The 23,944-nt window shown below is 62.1% G+C and carries 16 protein-coding genes; 12 read left to right on the top strand and 4 right to left on the bottom strand.

All coding sequences use genetic code 11. From position 1 onward, the window contains the following. Positions 1-15 precede the first annotated feature (15 nt). Complete coding sequence (locus GYH35_RS21445; protein WP_161810595.1) at positions 16-1,023, bottom strand: sugar kinase; 1,008 nt, start codon at positions 1,021-1,023, stop codon at positions 16-18. Positions 1,024-1,362: 339 nt separating this feature from the next. On the opposite strand from GYH35_RS21445, the gene GYH35_RS21440 reads away from it, so the two are divergent. The 5 genes from GYH35_RS21440 to GYH35_RS21420 all read left to right on the top strand — a co-directional run bounded on the left by GYH35_RS21440 (position 1,363) and on the right by GYH35_RS21420 (position 9,797). Beyond that, positions 1,363-4,083, top strand: coding sequence for a TonB-dependent receptor (locus tag GYH35_RS21440; protein WP_202624474.1), 2,721 nt, complete (start codon positions 1,363-1,365; stop codon positions 4,081-4,083). A 166-nt stretch (positions 4,084-4,249) separates the two neighbouring features. Beyond that, the gene (locus tag GYH35_RS21435; protein WP_161810597.1) at positions 4,250-5,512 is read left to right on the top strand and encodes a pectate lyase family protein; all 1,263 of its coding nucleotides are present in this window, start codon (positions 4,250-4,252) and stop codon (positions 5,510-5,512) included. Between the two features lie 89 nt (positions 5,513-5,601). Further along, positions 5,602-7,233: a family 43 glycosylhydrolase gene (locus tag GYH35_RS21430; RefSeq protein ID WP_161829462.1), complete on the top strand. Its 1,632-nt coding sequence runs from the start codon at positions 5,602-5,604 to the stop codon at positions 7,231-7,233. After that, positions 7,230-8,156 (top strand): alpha/beta hydrolase, encoded by a 927-nt coding sequence (locus tag GYH35_RS21425; protein WP_202624473.1) that lies wholly within the window; start codon positions 7,230-7,232, stop codon positions 8,154-8,156. The genes GYH35_RS21430 and GYH35_RS21425 overlap by 4 nt, the downstream gene beginning before the upstream one ends. 18 nt (positions 8,157-8,174) lie before the next feature. Beyond that, complete coding sequence (locus GYH35_RS21420; RefSeq protein WP_161829461.1) at positions 8,175-9,797, top strand: carboxylesterase/lipase family protein; 1,623 nt, start codon at positions 8,175-8,177, stop codon at positions 9,795-9,797. Between the two features lie 45 nt (positions 9,798-9,842). Here the strand turns inward: GYH35_RS21420 and GYH35_RS21415 are convergent, their stop codons facing one another. Further along, positions 9,843-11,150: a pectate lyase family protein gene (locus GYH35_RS21415; RefSeq protein WP_161829460.1), complete on the bottom strand. Its 1,308-nt coding sequence runs from the start codon at positions 11,148-11,150 to the stop codon at positions 9,843-9,845. A gap of 143 nt (positions 11,151-11,293) precedes the next feature. Here GYH35_RS21415 and GYH35_RS21410 point away from each other — a divergent pair, with 143 nt between their 5' ends. Continuing rightward, positions 11,294-12,130: a 2-keto-4-pentenoate hydratase gene (locus tag GYH35_RS21410; protein ID WP_161829459.1), complete on the top strand. Its 837-nt coding sequence runs from the start codon at positions 11,294-11,296 to the stop codon at positions 12,128-12,130. A gap of 3 nt (positions 12,131-12,133) precedes the next feature. On the opposite strand, the gene GYH35_RS21405 is transcribed toward GYH35_RS21410, so the two are convergent. Both GYH35_RS21405 and GYH35_RS21400 read right to left on the bottom strand, forming a co-directional pair. After that, a complete protein-coding gene (locus GYH35_RS21405) occupies positions 12,134-13,606 on the bottom strand; it encodes a mannitol dehydrogenase family protein (RefSeq protein WP_202624472.1) in 1,473 nt (490 codons plus the stop codon). Further along, entirely contained in the window at positions 13,603-15,132 is a 1,530-nt protein-coding gene (locus GYH35_RS21400; RefSeq protein WP_235936833.1) for a UxaA family hydrolase, read from the bottom strand. Before GYH35_RS21400 ends, GYH35_RS21405 begins: the two co-directional genes overlap by 4 nt. Positions 15,133-15,371: 239 nt before the next feature. On the opposite strand from GYH35_RS21400, the gene GYH35_RS21395 reads away from it, so the two are divergent. From GYH35_RS21395 to GYH35_RS21370, 6 genes are all read left to right on the top strand, one after another. Then, positions 15,372-16,409 carry a LacI family DNA-binding transcriptional regulator gene (locus GYH35_RS21395; RefSeq protein ID WP_161811359.1) on the top strand — a complete coding sequence of 346 codons (1,038 nt, stop codon included), beginning with the start codon at positions 15,372-15,374 and terminating at the stop codon, positions 16,407-16,409. 126 nt (positions 16,410-16,535) lie between these two features. Continuing rightward, positions 16,536-17,948: a glucuronate isomerase gene (gene uxaC / locus GYH35_RS21390; RefSeq protein WP_161810602.1), complete on the top strand. Its 1,413-nt coding sequence runs from the start codon at positions 16,536-16,538 to the stop codon at positions 17,946-17,948. Positions 17,949-17,977: 29 nt separating this feature from the next. After that, positions 17,978-18,829: a 5-dehydro-4-deoxy-D-glucuronate isomerase gene (gene kduI, locus GYH35_RS21385; protein ID WP_116808831.1), complete on the top strand. Its 852-nt coding sequence runs from the start codon at positions 17,978-17,980 to the stop codon at positions 18,827-18,829. A 1-nt stretch (position 18,830) separates the two neighbouring features. Next, on the top strand, positions 18,831-19,595 hold the full coding sequence (gene kduD / locus GYH35_RS21380) for a 2-dehydro-3-deoxy-D-gluconate 5-dehydrogenase KduD (RefSeq protein WP_161810603.1): 765 nt from the start codon (positions 18,831-18,833) through the stop codon (positions 19,593-19,595). 468 nt (positions 19,596-20,063) lie between these two features. After that, positions 20,064-22,760, top strand: coding sequence for a hybrid sensor histidine kinase/response regulator (locus GYH35_RS21375; protein ID WP_161829458.1), 2,697 nt, complete (start codon positions 20,064-20,066; stop codon positions 22,758-22,760). Continuing rightward, positions 22,747-23,943, top strand: coding sequence for an EAL domain-containing response regulator (locus GYH35_RS21370; RefSeq protein WP_161810605.1), 1,197 nt, complete (start codon positions 22,747-22,749; stop codon positions 23,941-23,943). The genes GYH35_RS21375 and GYH35_RS21370 overlap by 14 nt, the downstream gene beginning before the upstream one ends. Position 23,944: the final 1 nt, after the last annotated feature.

Here is a 23,944-nt window from a genome sequence, read left to right as displayed (position 1 = left end):
GACAATAATAGCTCTTTAGCGGCGGACGTCGCCGCCTTTCTCGGATAACAACAGTTCCACGTCGGACACGCCCAACAGGTTGAAGTCGCCTGGAATCGAATGCTTCAGGCAACCCGCGGCGGCGCCGAAGTCGATGGACTCTTGTGGCGTCATGCCTGTCAGCAATCCATGCAGTACGCCCGCGGCGAAAGCGTCGCCGCCGCCGATGCGATCGACGATGCTGTGCAAAGGATACGAGCGGCTGGTGTAGGCGTTCTTCGAATCGAACAGCAAACCCGTCAGCTGTTGAACGTCGACGCTGTGACGCGCGCGCTCGGTGCAGACGATGTAGCGCAGATGTTTGAATGTTTTGAAAGCGACATCGGCGGCCTCGCGCCGTGCATCCGCTGCCGACGCTTTGAAGCCGAGCATGAAGGCGATGTCACGGTCGTCGCCGAAGATCACATCCGCTTGTTCGCACAAACGAGTCAACAATCGCGGAGCTTCGGGGGAGCGTGAGCCCCACAAGCGCGCTCGGAAATTACAATCGAAAGAAATCTGCACGTTGGCCTTGCGTGCAGCCTGCATCGCTTGCGAAGCAGCCTCGGCAGTGGCGGCACTCACGGCAGGAGTAATGCCGGAAACATGCAGCCACCGTGCATCTGCGAGCAACGATGCCCAGTCATAAGTGGCCGGCGGTGCGATTGCGAACGAGGAATTCGCGCGATCGTAGAGCACTTCCGCCGGACGATGACCCGCGCCATGCGTGAGGAAATACATGCCCATGCGCCCGTCGCCGAAATGAATCGAATCGGTGTCGACGCCATGCCGGCGCAACTCGTCGGCGCAGGCGCGACCGAGTGTCGAGTCCGGCAGCGCGCTCACGACCCGCGTGCGATGACCGAACTTATGCAATGACACTGCAACGTTCGCTTCGGCGCCGCCGATATGGGCGTCGAACCGTGGCGATTGCAACAGCAGTTCCTTGCCTGGGGAGGACAAACGCAACAGGACTTCACCGAAGCAAACGATGGCCGGTTTCATGCGGGCAAATGTTCCGTGGGAAATGTGAATGGCAGCACTGCGGCTGGATTGTAGGCGGATCAGGCTCGGCTTTGGGTGTTGCAAGGAAACCAAACAGGGTGTCTTGCCGCCCGCCAGGGTGCTCTGTTAGCCTCCGCATTGTCACCGGTGTCATAGCCATGTTTACCAAATGCTACCGGTGTCACCAATTCGGGATGGCCAATCAAAGGGTTGGCATGCGGCCATACCCGGGCGCCAGGAGCCGATGGCCGAGATCAGCGGGTTAGGCGATTTGGAATGGGGGTAGCAATCATGTCGAAGTCAGGTCGGCACGGGTCCATCCGCGTTGCGGTTCGGACCGTGTTAGGAGTTGCCGCGCTGTCTGCCAGCGCTGCGGCATTTTCACAACAAGCGGCCCAGGCGCCTCAACAGGAAGGCGCGCTGGAAGAGGTCATCGTCACCGGCTTCAAGGAAAGCTTGAGCCTGGCGCTGGATCAAAAGCGCGAAGCCGTTGGCGCGGTCGATGCCATCGTCGCCGAGGACATCGCCGATTTTCCTGATCTGAACCTGGCCGAGTCCATTCAGCGCGTGCCTGGCGTGTCCATCGCGCGCGACGCGGGCGAAGGCCGAAACATCAGCGTGCGCGGCCTGGGTCCGCAGTTCACGCGAGTACGAATCAACGGCATGGAAGCGATGAGCGCGAACGGCGGCACCGACGCTGCCGGCGGCACCAATCGCGACCGCTCGTTCGACTTCAATACCTTTGCGTCCGAGTTGTTCAACTCGATCACGATTCGCAAAACGTCGGCTGCCGAAGTGGAAGAAGGCTCGCTGGGTGCGACCGTCGACCTGCGTTCGGGCCGGCCGTTCGACTATGACGGCTTCACTGTCGTCACCAGCGCACAGGCCAGCTACAACGATATTCAAGAGGACGTCGACCCGCGCGGCGCCTTCCTCATCAGCAACACGTTTGCAGACGGCCGTTTTGGCGCGTTGTTCTCGGTTGCGTACAGCGAGCGCAAGCTGCTCGACGAAGGTTCGAGCACGGTGCGTTGGCAGGCTGGGCCCACTGGGGCCTTCGTTCCGCGCATTCCTCGCTACGACATTTACAAGCACGATCAGGAGCGCCTCGGCCTCACCGGCTCGCTGCAGTGGGCGCCGACCGACAAGACGACGATCAGCCTGGATGCTCTGCACGCCAAGTTCGAAGCCCAGCGCGACGAAATCTTCCTCGAGGCGCCGGGATTCAGCGGCAATAACGCTGGCAGCGCAGCCATGACGGTGCGCGAGTCGGTGGTCGACGACAGCAACACGATCGTCTACGGCGTGTTCGACAACGTCGACATTCGCTCTGAAGCGCGTCATGACGAGCTCGAGACCGACTTCACGCACCTGACGCTGGAAGGCACGCACGAATTCACCGATCGGGTGCGCTTCAAAGGCCTGGTCGGCTACTCGGAAGCCAAGCACGACAATCCGATTCAGACCACGCTGCTGTTCGATCGCAATGACGTCGACGGTTATACCTACGATTTCCGTGGCAACGACCGGCTGCCGCAGATCACGTACGGCGATGTCGACGTGACCGATCCAGCCTCATGGCGGCTGTCGCAGATTCGTTTGCGTCCGCAGAGCTCGGAAAATACCTTCAAGACCGTGTCGTTCGACGTGGCCTGGGACGTGACCGACGTGGTCACGTTGAAGGCCGGCCCGCAGTACAAGAAGTTCGAGTTCGACACGACTGCGCTGGTCCGCTCGAACGGCACGACCGGCAACCAGGAAAACCAGCTGCCGGGCATTCCCGCGACGGCGGTCGGGCCCTACAGCGAGCTGGTCAGCATCAGCAACAACCTGAACGTGGCCAATGGCACGCCGACCACGTGGCTGATTCCAGACATCGACGCCGTCGCGTCGCAGTTCGGGATCTACGACCGTTCGCGCTTCCCGCTCGGCATCGAGCCCGCGTTGGCCAACAATTACAACATCGAGGAGGAGGACACGGGCGGCTACCTGCAGGCCGACTTCAACACGTTCCTGTTCGACCGTCCGCTGCGCGCCAACGTCGGCGTGCGTTACGTCGAAACCAAACAAACGTCGTCGGGTTACACCTTTACCGCTGGCGCGCCGCTGTTGACGACCGTCGAGCGGACCTACAGCGACACACTGCCATCGTTGAACGTCGCGCTCGACGTGACGGATCAGTTCGTCGTTCGCGCGTCGGCTGCAAAGGTGATGGTGCGTCCGAACGGCGGTGGCGGCACGGCCGGCCTGGGCATTCTTGCGCCAGGTGCGGCAGTGACAGCCTCCACCGCTTCCCTCAAGACCGTGTCGGCCGGCAATCCGAATCTGGATCCGTACCGCGCCAAGGCGTATGACTTGTCGTTCGAGTGGTATTTCGCCGAAGACTCGCTGCTGTCGCTGGCGCTGTTCATGAAGGACATCGACAGCTTCGTGCAGATCATCCGCGCCACGGACGACTTCCAGAACAACCCGCTCGGCTTGCCGGACAGCGTCGCGCTCGCCGCGTGCGGCACGGTCATTCCGGATGCGGCGGAGTGTCTGGCAGGTTGGCAGTTCTCGCTGCCGACCAACACCGACGGCGGCGACCTGAAGGGCTTCGAGATCAGCTATCAGCAGCCGTTCTCGTTCCTGCCGGGCTTCTGGAGCAACTTCGGTCTGATCCTGAACTACACCGGCGTCGAGTCCGAGATCGAGTACCTGTCGCAGACCGGCGCGCTGGCCGCCAAGGAAGATCTCACGGGTCTGTCGAAGTCGGCTTACAACGCGACGCTGTATTGGGAAAACGAGAAGTTCAGCGCGCGCGTATCGGCCGCCTATCGCGATGAATTCCTGACGACGGTTCCGGGCCGTAACGGCAACGACGTGGAAGGAACGGCGGACACGATGACCATCGACGCGTCGTCGAGCTTCACGGTGAACGACAACCTCACGCTCACGCTCGAGGCGCTCAATCTCACCGATCAGTTCCAGGACCAGTACGTGGACTCGACCGGCGATCGCCTGTCGTACTACCACCACCAGGGTCGCCAGTATCTGTTGGGTGCGCGTTACAAGTTCTAACTGGCGCGCGAGACGAGGGTCGAGATTTGGAAACAAGTCCGGCGGCGACACGCCGCCGGACAACACTAATGAAGGGGGATGTATGCGTGCGAAGGGAATACTGCGCGCGGCATGCCTGTTCGCAGCTGCGGGCTGCGTAACGGCAAACGCGCATGATCGAAGAGATTTGGGTCTCGAGACGCTGCCTGCCGGGAATGGTTGGGCCGCCAGTGGTGCCGGAGTTACAGGCGGCGCCGCGGCGGCGCCGGAGCAGGTGTATGTCGTCACCAATCGCAGCGAGCTGATCGCAGCGCTCAACAACGGCGTGGTGTCCTCGACCTCGCCAGCCAATCCGTCCAACGAATCCAAGATCATCTACGTCAAAGGCGCCATCGACGCCAACGTCGACGACGCCAATCAGCCGCTGAGTTGCAGCGACTACTATCGCAACGGCTACACGCCGGAAGCCTTCCTTGCCACTTACGATCCAGCTGTCTGGGGTCGAGTGAATCCGTCGGGTCCGCTCGAGTCGGCGCGCGCGGCATCGGCGTCCGCGCAGCAGTTACGAGTTCGAATCCGTGTCGGTTCGAATACGACCATCGTTGGTGTTGGGAACAAAGCGACGATTCGCGGCGCTTGGATGGACATTCGCGGCACGGCCGGTGTCGCTAACAGCCGCACCAACATCATCATTCGCAACATCACATTCCAGGACACCTACGACTGCTTCCCGCAGTGGTCGCCGACCGATGGGTCGCTCGGCGCCTGGAATGCGCTCTACGATTCGATCTCGTTGCGCGACTCGAACAACGTCTGGATCGATCACAACACGTTCGAGGACAAGACCACTGCCGACAGCATCGCGCCGAGCTACTTTGGCGTGCTGTTCCAGCAGCACGACGGCGCGCTCGATATCACCAACGCATCCGACCTCGTGACCGTCTCCTGGAACCGCTTCCGCAATCACGACAAGGTGATGTTGATTGGCTCTTCCGACAGTGCCGCCGCGGATCGCGGCAAGCTGCGAGTTACCTTGCATCACAATTTGTTCGAGCGAGTGGGACAACGTGTGCCGCGCGTACGCTTCGGCCAGGTGCACGTATATAACAACTTCTACGATGTGCGTAACACGCCGAACTATCAGTACAGTTGGGGCGTGGGAATCGAGTCGGCGCTCTATGCCGAAGAAAATTTCTTCCTCGCGCCGCGCAGCTTCATGCCGGACCAGATTCTGGATCGGTTCAACGGCACGGCATTGTCCGCGTCGGGGACGCTGCTCGTCGGGCCGCCCGCGCGCAACCCGGTCGATGTCATCGCTGCTTGGAACGACAGCAACGATCCCGACCTCGGCGCGGACGCGGGCTGGGTGCCGGAGTTGAATCATCAGTTGTCGCCGGCCTGGACTACACCGTTGACGGTGCCGCTGTTCGCCGGGCCTATGTTCTGGTGAGGCCGGTACCTCGTTGAAGCAAGCGCTCGCCAGCACGAGCGCTTGCTTTCGTGTTGAAATGTTACCGATATCATCCGATGGGCGGTGAAATGACAGAGATCAGTCGACGCGAGCTGTTGAGCTCGGCCATTCTGGGTGCGGCAGCGGGAACGCTTCCTGTCGCGGCACAAAGTGCGACTCCGTGCGCGAACGATGAGAAGGCGCCGGCGAAGACGTGGCGACGAGGCATCGAGGGACAACGGCAGGCCGACCTGGGCGATGGCACGTTCCTCAATCCCATCGTGGCGGGCGATCACGCCGATCCGACCATTCTCAAGGACGGCGACGATTACTACATGACGTTCTCGTCGTTCGATGCCTATCCGGGCGTCGTGATCTGGCATTCGCGCGACCTGGTGAACTGGCAGCCCGTCGTGGCCGCGCTCACCAAGCCGATCGGCTCGGTGTGGGCCTGCGAGCTCATCAAGCACAAGGGCCGTTATTACATCTACATTCCGGCGCGCTGGCCTGATCGCAAGTCAACGTATGTCATCCACGCGGACAATATCCGCGGGCCGTGGAGCGATCCCATCGATCTGAACTTGCCGAACCACATCGATCCCGGTCACGTGGTCGGCGAGGATGGCAAGCGCTATTTGTTTCTAAGCGGCGGCGATCGCGTGCGACTGACCGATGATGGTTTGAAAACCGACGGGCCGGTCGAGCACGTCTACGATCCGTGGCGCTACCCCGAGGACTGGGTGGTCGAAGGATTCGCGCCCGAAGGCCCGAAGGTCATGCGGCATGGCCAGTACTTCTACATGATCACTGCAGTGGGTGGCACGGCTGGACCGCCAACCGGACACATGGTGATCGTCGCTCGCTCCAAATCGATTCACGGTCCATGGGAGAACGACCCCGCGAATCCCATCGTTCGCACCTACGATGCGAAGGAGAAATGGTGGTCGCGCGGGCATGCCACGCTGGTCGAAGGGCCAGCCGGCGACTGGTGGATGGTTTACCACGGTTACGAGAACGGTTACTGGACGCTGGGACGGCAGGCGCTGCTCGATCCGGTGGAATGGACCAAGGAGGGCTGGTTCCGTGCGAAAGGCGGCGATCTGTCGCAGCCCATCGCCAAGCCGGCGAAAGGCAAGCCATCGCCCAATGGCATGCCGCTCTCGGATGATTTCTCCAGCAATCGTTTCGGCGTGCAGTGGGGCTTCTACAATCCGGGTCCGAACGAGATGTCGCGCGTGCAGTACCAGGCCAAGGCGCTGCGCGTTGCCGGCAAGGGCTCGCAGCCGAATGACTGCTCGCCGATGTCTTTCATCACACCGGACATCGCCTATCGGGTGACCGTCGATATCGAGCTCGAAGGCGACGTGCAGGCCGGTCTGCTGTTGTTCTATAGCAAGCGGCTGTATTGTGGGCTGGGCTTCGATGCTCGCGGTCTGACCATGCATCGGTATGGGCTGGAGCGTCGTGGCAAAATGCCGCCGGGCGTCGAGCGTCGTCTGCACCTGCAGATCGAGAACGACCGTCACATCGTGACGATTCGTCATAGCCTCGACGGCAAGCAGTGGCAGAAGTACGACGTGCAGATGGAAGTCTCGGGCTATCACCACAACGTGGCCGGCGACTTCCTCAGCCTGCGGCCGGCGCTTTATGCGGCGGGGCAGGGCGCGGCGATATTTCGTGATATGCGCTACGAGGCGCTGGAGGATTCCGCGAAGTCATGATTTCCAACAAGAGCGTGCTGGGTTGGTTGGGCGGGCTGGCAGTGATGGCATCGGTCCAGGCGGCCGAGCCGCCGGCGCAGCCGTTGTACTCGGGGAATATTCCCGGCGCGATTGTCGCGCCGGACGAAGAAACGCCGCGCGATCCCAAGGCGCCGTGGTTTCTCGAGAACACCTCTCGCCCGACGATCACGGCATACCGCCCGGCAAAGCAGGATCGGAAGCGAGCCGCCGTCGTCATCCTGCCGGGCGGTGGCTATCGTGGCACGTCGGTTCTCAAGGAAGGTTACGACGTGGCGCGCGCCTTCAACGACATGGGAGTCACGGCGTTTGTCGTGAAGTATCGAACGCCCAGCGACAAGCACATGAAAGACAAGCGCACCGGGCCGTTGCAGGATGCCCAGCAGGCTATTGCGACCGTGCGGCGTGATGCTCAGAAGTGGCAGATCGATCCGAAGCGCATCGGAGTCATGGGGTTCTCGGCCGGCGGGCATCTCGCGGCGACGACGGGCACGCTGTTCAGCAATCCTGTGCTGCCTCAGTGGAGGAGCGCCGATGTGCGACCCGACTTCCTGATGCTGATCTATCCCGTGATCACCTTCACCGAATCGACGGTGCATCGGGGCTCGCGCCAGCAGCTACTGGGCGCCACGCCATCGCAGGATGATATGAAACGCTTCTCGGCGGAGCTGGCTGTCACAGGCGAAACGCCGCCGACATTCCTGATCCACGCGGCGGACGATCAGACGGTGCCGGTCGAGAACAGCATTCTGTTCTTCCAGGCCTTGCAGGCTCACAAGATTCCGGCGCAGCTCATGATCTATCCGGCGGGCGGCCATGGGTATGGCCTGAACAATCCTACTACCGGCGATCGCTGGATCGATCGTTGCCGGCAATGGCTGCAGAGCCAAGGCTGGATCTCGTAACTCGACCACGAGCGTCCGATGAATAGCCGATCCGTCGATGCACGCCGTGCCGTCGACACGACCCTCTCTCGCCGGGAACTGCTTGGCAGTTCGCTGTTGCTGGCGTCTGGTTTGAGCCTGCCGTCCGTCGTTCATGCGCGTGCGGACAAGAGCAGTCTCTTGGCAACGCGCTACGGCAATGTTGCCGGCATCAAGGCGCAGGGCGTGCACGTCTTCAAGGGCATTCCTTACGGTGCCGATACTCGCACCAGACGTTTCCTGCCGCCGCAGCCTCCAGTCGCCTGGAAGAAGACGCGCGACGCCTCGAACTACGGCCCATCCTGTCCGCAGCCCAGCTCACGCGAGCAGATGAGTGAGGACTGTCTGGTTCTCAACGTGTGGACGCCGGCATTGAAAGACGGCGGCAAGCGGCCCGTGATGGTCTATTTCCACGGCGGCGAATTCAGCAACGGCTCGGGATCGAGTGCGCTGTACGACGGCACACGGTTGTGTCAGCGCGGCGATGTCGTGGTGGTCACCGTCAATCATCGCCTGAACGTGTTCGGTCATTTGTATCTTGCCCGGCTGGCGGGGCCGAAGTACGCCGCATCGGGCAATGTCGGCATTCTCGATCTGGTGCAAGCGCTCGCCTGGGTGCGCGATCATGCCGAAACGATCGGCGGCGATCCGCAGCGGATCATGGTATTCGGCCAGTCGGGCGGCGGCGCGAAAATCGCGACCTTGATGGCGATGCCCGCTGCGCAAGGCTCATTCCACCGAGCCGCGACGATGAGCGGACAGCAAATCACCGCTGCCGGGCCCCGCGGGGCGACTCAGCGTGCGCGGACGATTTTGGAAACATTGAAGATTGCGCCATCCGAGGTCGCGAAACTCAACGATGTGCCGACCGCCGACCTGGTCGCCGCGACTCGCGCCAACGATCCGTCGATGGTCGGGCGCAATATCTATTTCGGTCCGGTGCTGGATCATTCCGCGCTGCCACGTCACCCGTTCTATCCGGATGCTCCGCCGCTGGCGGCAGGCATTCCCATGATCATCGGCAATACGCTCGACGAGACGCGGGCGTTTCTCGGCAATGAGCCGGGCGTGGAAAATCTGACGTGGGAAGAGCTGCCCGAGCGCCTGCTGCCGCAACTGCATGTGGACATCCCGCCCGAGTACGTCATCGCCGAGTACCGCAAGCTGTATCCGAAATATTCGGCGACGGAAGTGTTCTTTGCCGCGACGACGGCAGGACGATCGTGGCGCGGCGCCGTGATCGAAGCAGAATTACGGGCCGCGCAAGGTTCGCCGACGTATGCATATCAGCTGAACTATCGGTCGCCTCTCGAGAATGGCCGGTACGGCGCGATGCATACGATGGATATTCCACTGGTGTTCGACAACATCGCTCAGCCCGGCTCGCTGACCGGCACGGATGCGGATGCGCAGAAGACGGCGGATCAGATGAGCGAAGCTTTCATCGCCTTTGCCCGCACTGGCAACCCGGCACACGCCGGTATTCCAGAATGGAAGCCGTATGGGTTGCCGTCGCGCGCGACCATGGTGTTCGACCTGAAGTCTCAGCTGGCCGACGATCCTCGGGGTGAGGAGCGGAAACTGTTCGCGCAGGCGCCTTACATCCAGCGCGGCACTTACTGAAGAAGCTGCCGCCGGCCCTGAACTCAGGACCGGCGGCGGACTGCTTTATTTCTTCTCGCGCGGTGTCATGTACCGCAGATCCCAATTCTTCTCGTCGAACTTCTGGCGAGTTTCTTTGTACGCCGGATAGCCGCCGACATCCTCTTCGCTGTCGATGATCTCGCCGCGGCCTTCGATGGTGTCCGCGACGATGCGTGCATCGACCGGATCGCGGTCCCACGGGCGCGCGCCAGCATTACGAATCACAGCGTCCTGCACGTCGGCAGCCGCGAGCGGCTGAACGCCAAACGGCAGCGCCGGCTTCGCCATCGGAATCAGCTTTGCCGATGAGTTCGTGTAACGGCCGAACTTGGGCAGCTCCTGGCCGATCCAGTCCACCGCGATGTTGTCGGCTTCGTAATATTCGAGATCGCCCGAGCCGCCCAGCATGAGCAGCGGCAGATGCGCCGGCGTCGACGGGCCACCGCGCAGCACATTGCCGATCAGCGCCAGCCGGCCGTTCTGGTAGGGCTGACCGCGCCACTCTTCGGCAATCAAGTTGTAGTGAACCGCGCGCGGCCCCGGGTTATAGATCAGATTGTTGATCACCATGCCGTGCACGCCGCCTTTGAACAGCGGGTTGCGTTCGTAGTTGTGCGCGTACAGGTTGTTGACGATCAGAATGTCGCTGGCGTTGTCATGGATCAGCGAGCCTTTGGAATGCTCGCCCTTCGAATGGGTCGAGTGACGCAGTCCTTCGGCAACGATGTTGTTGCTGAACGTGATGGCGTGGGACGTGCCCTTGCGCCATTCCTCGACCGTCTTGCCGGTGAAGCGGGGGCCCGACGCCGAAAGATTCTCATCGACGGCCCAAGTCATGGAGCAGTGGTCGACGATCACGTTGTAAGCACCGATCGTCGAGAACGAATCGGGCTCCCAACCTTTGCGGGGCTCGGCGCCGGCCGAACCGGTGCGCACGCGGATGTGCTGGAGGATCACGTCGTGAGTGAGCACGTCGATGCCGGTGCGAATGATCGTGATGCCCGGCGAGGGCGCGGTCTGTCCTGCGACCGTGAGGAATGGCTCTTTGATCTTGATCTCATGCTTCTGCATGTCGATCACGCCGCCGACTTCGAACACGACGATGCGTGGACCCTTGGTTTCCAGCGCTTCGAGCAGTGAGCCCGGACCGGTGGCGTCGAGCGTGGTGACGCGGATGATCTTGCCGCCGCGGCCGCCCGGGGTTTGCGCCGCGGCTCCCTGGGCACCCGGAAACGCCAGCAGATTGTCGGCCGCGGCGAGCGACGTTACCGCTGTTAACAATAAGAGCAGCGAGGCTAATTTAGATCGCAGCGACAACGGCTTGACGAGCATCGAGACCCCCTGAGACTGACTTGGTATGAGTGCGGTGGATTGTAAATGACACCGGTTTCCTATATACAGTTTTTCGCCTGTCGCGGGGTCCCTACGGCCGCCGCGATCGTGAAATTTAATGTTGGAAAGAGGAATACGGCGACATGAGTAGCGCGGTGTTGCATGGGCTGCCGGGCGACGGCGCCGAAATGATTGCCGAGCAGTTTGTCCGCGCGCGTCTGGCCGGACAATCGTTGCCGCAATATCCGGGCATCGTGCCCACGACCCTGGCCGATGCCTATCGTTGCCAGGAGCTGGCGATCGAGCGTTTCCCCGACCAGGTTGTCGGTTGGAAGGTCGCACGCATCGGCGCGGCGTTCGCTCAACAATTCCCCGAAGATCGCCTGGTCGGTCCGGTGTTCTCGCGAAATCTGCACACCGCTCGGATCGGTCAGGTCGTGGATTTTCCGGTGATCGAAGGCGGCTTCGGCGCGGTGGAAGCGGAGATCGTGCTGCGTGTGAATGAAGATGCGCCGGCCGATAAGAAGGTCTGGAGCATCGATGAAGCCGCGGAGATGGTCCGCAGCTTTCACTTAGGCGTCGAAACCGCAGTCAGTCCGCTCGCAACACTGAACGAGCTCGGGCCGGGCGCCGTGATCTCCGATTTTGGCAACAACTGGGGCGTCATCGTGGGCGCGAGCATTGGCGAATGGCGCTCCATCGAAGAAATCGTCGCGCTGACGTTCATCGATGATGGGTTCGTCGGTCGTGGCACCGCATTCATCCGTCCGGGCGCACTGGGAGCTTTGGCGTTCGCGCTGAGCAAATGCGCCGAGCGTGGCCGTCCGCTGCGTGCTGGCGACTACATTTCTACCGGCGCCATCACCGGCGTGCACGACATTCGTAGCGGCCAGCACTCGCGGCTGGTGTTCGAAGGTTGTGGCGAAGTCGAATGCCGCGCGGTTCGCGCCGGTCCGTATTTGTCCGGCGCGCCCCGTTAATCCTCAAGCATCGATGCCGCTTAGAGCCTCGCCGAGTTGGGCGGGGCTCTCCACCGCAGCCAGTCGGGCATACGCATTCTCGAGCGCCGCACGGAATGTTCCATTCCGCGCCAGGTCGCTGTTGAACACCTTCTCCAGACTGAGGAAGACGGACACATCTGCCGCAGCGTCGCCGGTGCATCGCTTGGCAAGCTCGCTCAGCTGCGCCGCCAGCGGATCCATGATCTGACGCTCGTCGCGTGTCATGCGACGGATGAAATGAAACCAAGCGGCCAGCGGCACGCACAGGCGCGCAATCGAGCGACCGGCGGCCAGGTTCTCCGTGATGGTCGGCAGAATTCGGAACGGCAGCTTCTGCGAGCCGTCCCACGCGATCTGCGCCAGCAAATGACGGATCGTCGGATTGCGGAAGCGACGCAGCACCGCTTCGATGTATTGATCCAGATCCAATCCCTGCGGAGCGGCCAGCCCCGAGCGGATGTTCTCGAGCATCATGCGACGAACGAACGTCGCGAGCGCGGTGTCGCCCATCGCGGCAGAAACGGTTTCGTAGCCAGCGAGGCTGCCCGTGTAGGCCAGCGTCGAGTGCGCACCATTCAACAAGCGCAGCTTGGCGCGTTCGAAGCCTGCAACGTCATCAGTTACCGTGACTCCAACCGACGCCCAGTCGGGCTGCGGTCCGCGCAGTTTGTTTTCGATCACCCACTGGCAGAAGAACTCACGCTGTACCGGCCAGAGATCTTCGACGCCCAATGCATCTTTCACGCGCGTGCGAAGTGCGTCGTCGGTCGCTGGGGTGATGCTGTCCACCATCGTGCAGGGGAACGTCACTTCCTTCTCGATCCATGCCGCGAGAGTGGGATCGCTCGAGCGAACGAACTCCAGCACGGCGCGGCGCAGCCGATGGCCGTTGTCCGCGAGGTTGTCGCAGCTGATGACGTTGAAGGGCTCATGGCCTTTGTCATGGCGCAAGCGCAAGGCGCGGGCCAGAAAACCGACAAACGTCTTCGGCGTTTCGGGATGTTTCAAATCGTAAGCGATGTCGGGATGCGAGAAGTCGAGCCCGCCTTCCTTGTTCAGGCAGTAACCCTTCTCGGTGATGGTCGCGCTGACGATATAAGTGGTCGGAGCGACCATGCGATCGAGCACCGCGCTTGGCGACTCGGGCGCCACCAGCACTTCTTTCACCGAGCCGATGACTCGGAACGAGGATTCCGCGTCGAGAATCGCGATGGTGTACAGGCCATCCTGCGGCACGAGCGCGTCGCGCACGCCGGTGCTGTGCAGAGAAACCTCGCAAATGCCCCAGCGCGGATCGGTATGCAATACATCGTCGAGATAACAAGCCTGGTGGACGCGATGAAACGCGCCCGGCCCGAAGTGCACGACGCCGATGCTGACGGCTTTGCGATCGTACGCAGGAATTTTCAGATTGCGGCTGCCCAGTACCGCGACGGAGGCGAGCGATAAAGTCACAGAGTCACACCATCTTTCCAGATTGCAATTTCACGCTGCTCGTTCAGCTCGTTGCGTGCGGGTTGGCCCGACGCGGTGGCGACGATCAGCTGCAGGAATTCATCGGTCACCGTTTCGGGGTCGACGGCCGTCAGCGCCTTGCCGGCATCGAAATCGATCCAATGCGCTTTGTGTTGGGCGAGCACGGAATTCGAGCTGATCTTCAGCGTAGGCACCGGGAAACCCAGCGGCGTGCCGCGGCCAGTGGTGAACAACAGAATCGTCGCGCCCGCTGCGACCAGCGCCGTCGATGAAACGCCATCGTTGCCGGGCGCTTCGAGCAGCGTCAGTCCGGGCTTGGTCGTGCGCTCACCATAGCGCAGCACCTGCGTGACCGTCGCGTGGCCGCCTTTCTGCACGGCGCCGAGAGATTTCTCTTCCAGCGTCGTGATCCCGCCCGCCTTGTTGCCCGGCGATGGATTCTCGTGCACCGGCTGGTTGTTGCGCAGGAAGTATTCCTTGAAATCATTCACGATGGTCACGATGCCATCGAACACTTCGCGGCTTGCGGCGCGCTCCATCAACAGCTGCTCGGCGCCGAAGATTTCTGGAATCTCGGTGAGCACGGCTGTACCGCCTGCTTCCGTCACTCGATCGGCGATGCGACCGACCAGAGGATTCGCCGTGATGCCGCTGAATCCATCGGAGCCGCCGCATTTCAAACCGACGACCAGATCGTCCAGGCCGCACGCTACGCGCCGATCCTTTTCGGCGAGTTGCACGAGCTCTTCAACAGCCTGCAATCCCGCTTCGGTTTCGTCCTCCGTCGCTTGCGCGGCGAAGTATCGAATGCGCGCGCGCTCTGCCTCGGGGATTTCGCTGAGCAGCTTGGACAGCTGATTCGATTCGCACCCCAGTCCGAGGATCAACACGCCACCCGCATTCGGATGACGCGCTAGGCCGGCGATCAACCGGCGCGTGCGATCCAGATCGCCACCGAGTTGCGAGCAACCGAACTGATGCGGGAAGGCGACGACGTTATCGACGCGACCTGCGTATTTCTGGGCGGCAAGACGCGCGATGCGTTCGGCGGTGCGGCCGACACAGCCGACGGTGCACAGAATCCAGATCTCGTTACGCGTGCCGACCTTGCCATTGGCGCGACGGTAGCCCAGGAAGGAACCGCCTTTGCTTATGGCTTTGCTGGCCGCTGGTGCGCTCGAGCCGCCGTATTCGTATTCATCGGCCCCGCTCAACAGCGTTTCCAGATTATGCGAGTGGACGTGCGACCCGACCGCGATGTCGGCCGTTGCCCGACCGATCGGCCAGCCGTACTTGCGCACCACTTGTCCCGCGGACACAGGGCGGATGGCCAGCTTATGTCCACGCGGGATCGCAACGGTGACCAGCACCGAGCGGTCGCCGACCGCAATGGTTTCCTGCGCGGCGAGGTCTCGCAGGGCCACGGCAACGTCGTCTTCGGTCGAGACTCGATAGACCGCGGGAGATACGGAATTGGCAGCAGCGGGCGCGTTCATGGTCTGCATGATGGCACTGATGGGTCGGATCGGGAAACCGGTGTCAGCTGGCGCCCGGTTCTGGTACCGTTACTGCGCTCGAGCCTACACGCAGGGTATTCTGACGCGGCCCGACCTTAAAGCAGGTTATCTCGTCGATGGCGAAAAAATCGGCCAAAAAAGCGACTCGTCAGCCGACTCCTCCGGCCGCCGCCGCGCGCGCGGTCGTCGAAACGCGGCCCGCAGCGGTTCCCGAACCGGCGCCGGCCATGTTGCGTCGGAATCCCGATAAGAAGCACACCATCAACGACATCGCCCGGCTGGCGAATGTCTCGAAGAAGACGGTCTCGCGGGTCATCAACGAATCGCCGTTCGTGCGTGAAGAAACGCGAACGCGCATTGCCGAGATCATTCGGAGCACGGGCTTCACGCCGGATCCCCAGGCTCGCGGCCTGGCATTTCGCCGCTCGTACCTGATCGGCTTGGTTTACGACAACCCGAACGCGCCGTACGTGATCAATGTGCAGGAAGGCGCGCTCGGCGCGCTCCGGCGCGTGGGCTATGAGCTGGTGGTCCATCCCTGCGATCGCAACAGCCCGGAATTCCTGAGCGATATTCGTCAGCTGGTCGGCCGTCAAAAGCTCGACGGCATGCTGATCCTGCCGCCGGTGTCAGAGAACAATACGTTGGCCGACATGCTGCGCGAGATCGGCTGCCCCTACATTCGCATTCTCTCGGCCGCGCTCGATGAGCCGCAGAACCTGGTGCAGTCCATGGATCGCCAGTCCGCCGCCGAGGTGGCCGAGCATCTGGCGAAGCTGGGACATACGCGCATCGCCATGATCATCGGCCCGACGACGTATCGTTCTTCGCAAGAGCGTCTCGAGGGATTCTCGAATGCGCTCGCCGATCGGGGCCTGACGCTGTCGCCCGATTACATCGCAGAAGGCGCGTACACCTTCGAATCCGGCGCAGCTTGCGCCGAAATGCTGTTATCGCGCTCGCCGCGGCCCACCGCGATCTTCGCCGGTAACGACGAGACGGCGGCCGGTGTCTATCGCACGGCGTACCTGCGAGGCCTGCGCATTCCGCACGACCTCACCATCATTGGCTTCGACGACAGTCCGCTGGCTTCGCGGCTTTGTCCCTCATTGACCACCATGAGACAACCGATCCGCGACATGGGGCGGCTGGCGGCGGAGAAACTGATCTCCAAGATTTCGCGCACCGAAGGGCCGTCGATCGCGGCTACCACGGTTTTCCCGCACTTGGTGGTGCGCGAGTCGTCCGGACGCCCCACGAGTTAGCGGGCCAGCGCGCGAATTTTGCGCACGGTTCAGGTTTCCTGAGGAATAGATTGCTGGCGGCGGAACATGACACCGGTTACCATTTGCTACGCTGACGCTCCCTCAAAAGCGACCCGGCATTGATCAATGAGCACACCGTTACACCTGCACGAAGACCGACTGTTCCCCGCTGACCCGGCCGTCCGCCAGATTGCGCGCCGTCTGTACGCGGAAGTTCGCGATCTGCCGATCCTGAGCCCGCACGGCCACACCGATCCGCAGTGGTTCGCCGGCAATGCGCCGTTCGGCAACGCCACCGAGCTGTTGCTCGCGCCGGATCATTATTTGTTTCGCATGTTGTACAGCCAGGGCGTCGACCTGAACGAGCTGGGCGTTCCCTCGCGACGCGGGCCGTCGAACGCCAACCCGCGCGAAGCCTGGCGCAAGTTCGCGGCGAACTTCTATTTGTTCAACGGCACGCCGTCGTGGCTGTGGCTGAACTATGTGTTCGCCAAAGTGTTCGATCTCAAGGTGCGGCTCGAGCCGTCGACTGCCGATCATTATTTCGATGTCATCGGCGAGAAGCTCGCGACGGATGCCTTCCGTCCGCGTGCGTTGTTCGAACGTTTCAACATCGAAGTGCTCGCCACCACCGAGTCGCCGGTCGATACCCTCGATCATCATCACAAGATCCAGAGCAGCGGCTGGAAAGGTCGCGTCATCACGGCCTATCGCCCGGATGCCGTGATCGATCCCGAGCACGAGCAGTTCAAGGATGCCTTGCAGCGCTTCGCCGAGATCACGGGCGAAGATGTTTACTCGTGGAAGGGTTATCTCAGCGCGCATCGCAAGCGTCGCGCCGATTTCGCGAAGGCCGGCGCGACTTCGACCGACCATGGTCATCCGACCGCCGCCACTGCGGACCTGAGCCCGGTCGAGGCGCAGCGTCTGTTCGAGAAAGTCACGTCGGGCAAGTTCACGCCGACCGATGCCGAGCTGTTCCGCGCGGCCATGCTGGTCGAGATGGCGAAGATGAGCGAGGAAGACGGCCTGGTGATGCAGATCCACCCGGGCGCGTTCCGCAATCACAACCGCTGGTTGTTCGAAACCTTCGGCCGCGACAAGGGCGCGGACATTCCGGAGAAGACCGAGTATGTCCAGGCGCTGCGTCCGTTGCTGGATCGCTTCGGCAACAGCAAGACGCTGAGCATCATCCTGTTCACGCTGGATGAGACTGTGTACAGCCGCGAGCTCGCGCCGCTCGCCGGTCATTATCCGGCGCTCAAGCTGGGTCCGTCGTGGTGGTTCCACGATAGTCCGGAAGGCATGTTGCGCTTCCGTGAGTACACCACCGAGACCGCGGGTTTCTACAACACCGTCGGTTTCAATGACGACACGCGCGCGTTCCTGTCGATTCCGGCCCGCCACGATCTGGCGCGTCGTATCGATTGTGTCTATCTGTCGCGCCTGGTCGCGGAACATCGCATCGATGAGGACGCGGCGGCGCAAGTCGCTCGCGATCTCGCCTATCGGCTGCCGAAGCAGGCTTACAAGCTCTGACGGCGCCGCTCTATCGCAGGGGAATCACTGTGTTCAAGAAAACGTATCACGCCACGCACCCGGACATGATGGCCGGGGCCACCACCGAGCAGCTGCGCGAGCGCTACCTGGTGCAGGATCTGTTCAAAGAGAATCAGATCACGCTGAACTACACGCACTACGAGCGCTTCGTCATCGGCGGCGCCATGGCTGCCGGCCAGGCGTTGAAGCTGCCCGAGCAGACCGAGCCGGCGTCGGCGAAAGGCAAGCCGTTTCTGGAGCGTCGCGAGCTGGGCGTCGTCAACATCGGCAAGACTGCCGGCAAGGTGACGCTCGACGGCACCGTTTATAACCTCGCGCCCAAGGACGGTTTGTATGTGCCGATGGGTACGAAGGACGTGGTGTTCGAAGCGGCCAAGGCCGGCGAGACTGCCAAGTTCTATCTGGCTTCGACACCGGCGCACGCGCGCTTCGAAGCCGTGCACATCTCGATCGACAAGGCGGTGCCGCTGGAGCGCGGCGCGTTGGAAACATCGAACGAGCGCACGATCTATCAGTACATCGTGCCGGCCACGTGCAAGTCCTCGCAGCTGCTGCTGGGCATGACACTGCTGAAGACCGGCAGCGTGTGGAACACCATGCCGCCGCATCTGCACGATCGCCGCTCGGAGATTTATTTCTATTTCGATCTGGAAGGCGACCAGCAGCGCGTCATGCACTTCATGGGCGAGCCGGACGAGATGCGCAGTCTCGTGATCGGCAACGAAGAGGCTGTGATGTCGCCGCCGTGGTCCATTCACATGGGCGCGGGCACTCGCAACTACAGCTTCATCTGGGCCATGGGCGGCGAGAACCTGGACTACACCGACATGAACGTCCTCGACATCTGCCAGCTGCAATAACATGAGCCAACCCGTTTCGTTTTCGCTCGCTGGCAAAGTGGCGCTGGTCACCGGCGCCAACACCGGCCTGGGACAGGGCATCGCCGTCGCGCTGGCTCAAGCCGGCGCCGACATCGTCGGCATCGCCCGTTCCAGCACGGTCGATACCGAAAGGGGCGTGGTCGCCGCCGGCCGCAAGTTTCATTCGCTGTACGCCGATCTGGAGCGCAGCCATGAAGCCCACCAGGTCGTGGCTCGCGCCATCGACGCGGCCGGTCGCGTCGACATCCTGATCAACAACGCGGGCATCATCCGTCGCAACGACGCGCTGGTGTTCACGGAGCAGGATTGGGACGCGGCGCTCAATGTGAATTTGAAGACGCCGTTCTTTCTCGCCCAGGCGGTGGCGCAGTCGATGGTGAATGCGGGGCGGGGAGGGAAGATCATCAACATCGCTTCGATGTTGTCCTTCCAAGGCGGCATTCGTACCGCGTCGTACACGGCGAGCAAGAGCGGTATTGCTGGCGTGACGAAACTGTTGGCGAATGAGTGGGCGGGGTATGGCATCAATGTGAATGCGATTGCGCCCGGTTACTTCGAAACGAACAACACGACGGCGCTTCGGGCCGACGAGCAACGGAACAAGGACATCCTCAATCGCATCCCTGCCGGCCGGTGGGGCAAGCCGTCGGATTTGGGCGGCGCGGCTGTGTTTCTTTCGTCGGCCGCGTCCGATTACGTGCACGGGACGATTCTTCCAGTCGACGGCGGGTGGCTCGCTCGCTAGCGCGACTCGTCTCGCTCTCGCTCGCCGAGGCTTCACGAAAAGCTAAGTCCGCGGCCTCGGCGGAACATTCCGATCCCCTCTTCCGGGCAGAGTGAGTCCGCCGCGTCGGCGGAGGACAGGGCGGGGTAGGTCCTCCGGGCAGCTTCGGACGAGAGGGATCTCGCCGGAGCAGTGCGCCCAGGGACGGGACCCAAGGAATCCGCGCGATAGCGCGAGTGACGGGGAGCACGGTGCCCGGAGGACCTACCCCGCCCTGGCCTTCGCGAGCCACTGGGCCTCCTAATCTGGGGGCCACTGCGCCGAGCGCGCGCCGCCCTTCAGCGTTAGGGGAAACCCCTAACCGAGCGCCGACGCGCGCCACAACACACTTTCCCGGCGCGGATTTCTTCAGAATCGCGCACTTGCGGCTGGAGCCAGGCCGCTTATGTCACTCATCCAAACTCGCAAGCGGACCGAAACCTTCACTTCATGTCTGTCGCCGACCGCACCTCAGTCATCGACGCGTCCGTCGCGCTCGATGCCGTCGTTCACGGGATCGCTATTGCGACCCGGAATGGCGGGCAGGTCGGACTGAGCCAGGTCAACGCCGCGTTCTGCCGGCTGACCGGGTACGGGCGCGACGAGATCCTGCACGGCGGCCTGCAATTGCTTGCCGATCGATCCAGCGACACATCCATTTATCAGCATCTGCGTGACGCGATCGTCGCCGGCGAGGACTTCACCGCCGAATGGCTGATCCGGTCTCAAGGCGATCGGATGTTGTGGACTCGCGTGAGCACCCGCGCCGCAGATTCCAAACAAGTCGTCATCACTCTCGAAGACATCACCGACTACAAGCGCGCCCGCGAATCGCTGCGTGCCACCGAAGCGCGGCTCGAATTGGCGATGGAAGCGAGCGAGCTGTCGATGTGGGACTGGAACGTCGAGCAGGACCAGGTTTCCTACAACGATCAGTGGCGCATTTCCCTCGGCCTCGATCCGAGCGAGTTGTTGAAACGCGAGGAACTGAGCGATCGCTTGATGCTGCCGGCCGACGATCACAGCGTGCTCGAAAAGTTCGAGCGTCACTTCCATGGCGGCGCGCCGTACTTCCAATCCGAATATCGACTGACCACCCACGACGGCACGCAAAAATGGTTCCTCGCGCACGCCAAGGTCGTGCGCCGAGATGCGGCGGGCAAGGCGCTGCGAGTCATCGGTGTCCTGCAGGACATCTCGCGTAGCAAACAAGATCAGCGCACGGCGCATGAAGTCGAACAGCGCTGGGAGCGCGCGATCCGTGGCACGTTGGACGGCTTGTATGAATGGGATCTGCTGACGGGCCACGTCTGGTACGCAAGCCGCTTCCGCGACATCATCGGTTGTGCCGATGTGAACTTCGCCAATACGTTCCAGGCATTCCAGAACGTGCTGCACGCGGAAGACCGTGTCGCCGTCTTGAGCAAGATCCGCGCGCATCTGGAGAATCAAAGCCGGCTCGACACACGCTGCCGAGTCGTCACTCGTAAAGGAAACATTGTCTGGTGTCGTTTGCGAGGCGAAGCCGAGCGTGATGCCTCCGGCCGGCCGACGCGACTCGCGGGCTCGCTCAGTGACATCAGTGCACAGATCGATGCGGAAAAGGCGCTGAGTCGCAGCCAGGACTTCTACGGCACCGTGTTGGACTCGCTGCCGCTGTTCGTTGCATACGCGGATCGCGACGAGCGCATTCTCTACGCCAATCGAATCTTTCAACAATTCTTCGCGACCCCACTGGCCGACTCTCGGGGACGCGTCATCAAAGACGTCATCGGCGATCGGCGTTATGGCGCGATCGGTCCCTACGTGCGCGAAGCTCTGCAAGGCAAGACGCTCGAAGGCCAGGGGCGTTATCGAGATGCGAACGGCAAGCAGGTCGATCTGGAGGCCGCGTTCATTCCTCACTTCGACGACGGCGAGTTGCTAGGTTGTTTCGTCGCCGCTCGTGACATCACCGAGAAACGTTTGCTCGAAGCCGAGCTGCGGCAGAGTCAGAAGATGGAAGCGGTGGGGCGTCTCACCGGCGGCATCGCGCATGACTTCAACAATTTGCTCTCGGTCATCGTCGGCAACATGCAGTTGCTGACGCGCTCGTTGCACCAGACGCCGCGTTTGTTACGACAGGCAGAGACTGCGCTGAACGCCGCAATGCGTGGCGGCGAGTTGATCAAGCGATTGCTGGCCTTCGCCCGCCAGCAGGTGCTCGAGCCGAAGATCGTCGATCTGAATGCGCTGATTGGCGGGATGTACGAATTGCTGCGTCGCTCTTTGACAGGCGATATCGAGATTCACAGTCAGCTGGGCACGGATACGTGGTTTACGCGAGCCGATCCGGGACAGCTGGAGAATGCGGTGCTCAATCTGGTGATCAATGCGCGCGATGCGATGCCGAGCGGCGGCGCAATCACCATTGCGACTCGAAATGTGATTATCGGCGCGGACCGACAAGCCCGTGAAGATGGTCTGACGCCCGGAGAGTACGCGCTGGTCGAAGTCGCCGACACGGGAGCCGGCATGTCCGCCGAAACGTTGAAACGGGTCTTCGAGCCGTTCTTCACGACCAAGGAAGTGGGGAAGGGCAGCGGCCTCGGTCTGTCGATGGTCTATGGCTTCGTGAAGCAGTCCGGCGGCCATGTGCACATCATCAGCGTTCCGCAACAGGGCACGACCGTGCGGTTGTATTTTCCACGGTCGCAGGCGGGCGCCGATGAGACCCGGCCCGAGGGCACCGAACAAGCCGATCTGCCGCGCGGCCATGAAACAATCCTCGTAGTGGAGGACAATGCCGAAGTGCGGGGGACTACGGTTGAAATTCTTACCAGTCTCGGCTATCGAGTGCACGAGGCTGCCAACGGGCATCAGGCTCTGGAGCGATTCATGCGACATCCGGATATCGCGCTGGTGTTCACGGACATCATGTTGCCCGGCGGCCTGCTCGGCCCGCAGCTGGTGGAGAAACTCACCGAGCGGCGCGCCGAGTTGAAGGTGCTGCTCACCTCCGGCTTCAGCGACAGCAGCCTGATGCATCGGAGTCTGCTCGACGGCTCGGTCGAGCTGCTGCCCAAGCCGTATCAATTAGAAGAGCTGGCGCGACGGGTTCGCGCGCTGCTGGATGGTAAAGAGGAGAACAAGCGTGTTCCGGCGTGAGAGGAATTTGTTACTGGCGGTCGATGACGAAGCGGACTTCCTGGAGCTGATCGAGCAGATCGGCAAAGGCGTCGGCTGCACCGTCATCACGGCCGACAGCGCAGCCAGCTTCCGCGAGCAATTGTCTCAGCGGCAGCCGGCTTTGATCCTGCTCGATCTGCAAATGCCGGGCATGGATGGCATCGAGGCGCTGCGCTACCTGGCGCGCCAGAATGTGACATCCGGAATCCTGCTGGCGAGCGGCATGGACCAGCGAGTACTTGCGAGCGCGCGGCAGCTCGGCGAATCGCTGGGATTGAAGATGCTCGGCACGCTGCAGAAGCCGGCGATGCTCGAAGACATCGAAACGTTGCTTGCCAAACATCTCGAGCCCAGCTCGCGCATTTCGGTCGAAGAGCTGCGGACGGCGATCGACGAGCACGAGCTCATCGTGCACTACCAGCCGAAGGTCGTGCGTTCGGCGAACGATTGGCACGTGCGCAGCGCCGAGGCGCTGGTGCGTTGGCGTCATCCGCGCCTGGGATTGTTATATCCGGGCGAGTTCCTGCCGCTGGCGGAGCAGTCCGGTCTGATCGTCGATCTCACCGACTTCGTGCTCACCGATGCGATTCGTCAGATCGGTCACTGGGGCACGCGCGGGCTGGATCTTGGCGCGGCGGTGAACTTGTCCCCGAGGCTGGTGCAGGATCTGGAGTTCCCAGAGCGGTTGTCGCGCGTGTTGCGCGAGTTCGAGGTGCGCCCCGAACAGCTCACGTTGGAAGTGACGGAAGCGGCCTCGGTCGACGATCCGGAACTGGTGATGGACATCTTCACGCGCTTGCGTGTGAAGGGTGTCGGTCTGTCGCTCGACGATTTCGGCATCGGCACGTCGTCGCTGACGCTGCTCTACAAGATGCCGTTCAGCGAAGTGAAGATCGACGGTCTGTTGATCTCCGAGATCGCGCAGAGCAAGGCCGCTGCGACGGTCGTCCGCGCCATCGTCGAGCTGGCGCATAACCTGTCGCTCACGGCATGCGCCGAAGGTATCGAGAACTCGCCGTCGTTCGAGTTCCTGGAGCAGTGTGGCTGCGATGCGCTTCAGGGCGATTTCATTGCACCATCGATGCCGGCGTCGGAGATCGAATCGTTCATCGATGTGTGGAACGGCGCGGATCACACGCTCGTCCCGGTGGTTCGCAAATAGG

It is taken from the genome of Steroidobacter agaridevorans, from assembly GCF_009932555.1.
Taxonomy (GTDB): Bacteria; Pseudomonadota; Gammaproteobacteria; order Steroidobacterales; family Steroidobacteraceae; genus Steroidobacter; species Steroidobacter agaridevorans.
The sequence above is the reverse complement of the archived record's forward strand: the minus strand, read 5'-3'. Positions and strand labels throughout refer to the sequence as shown.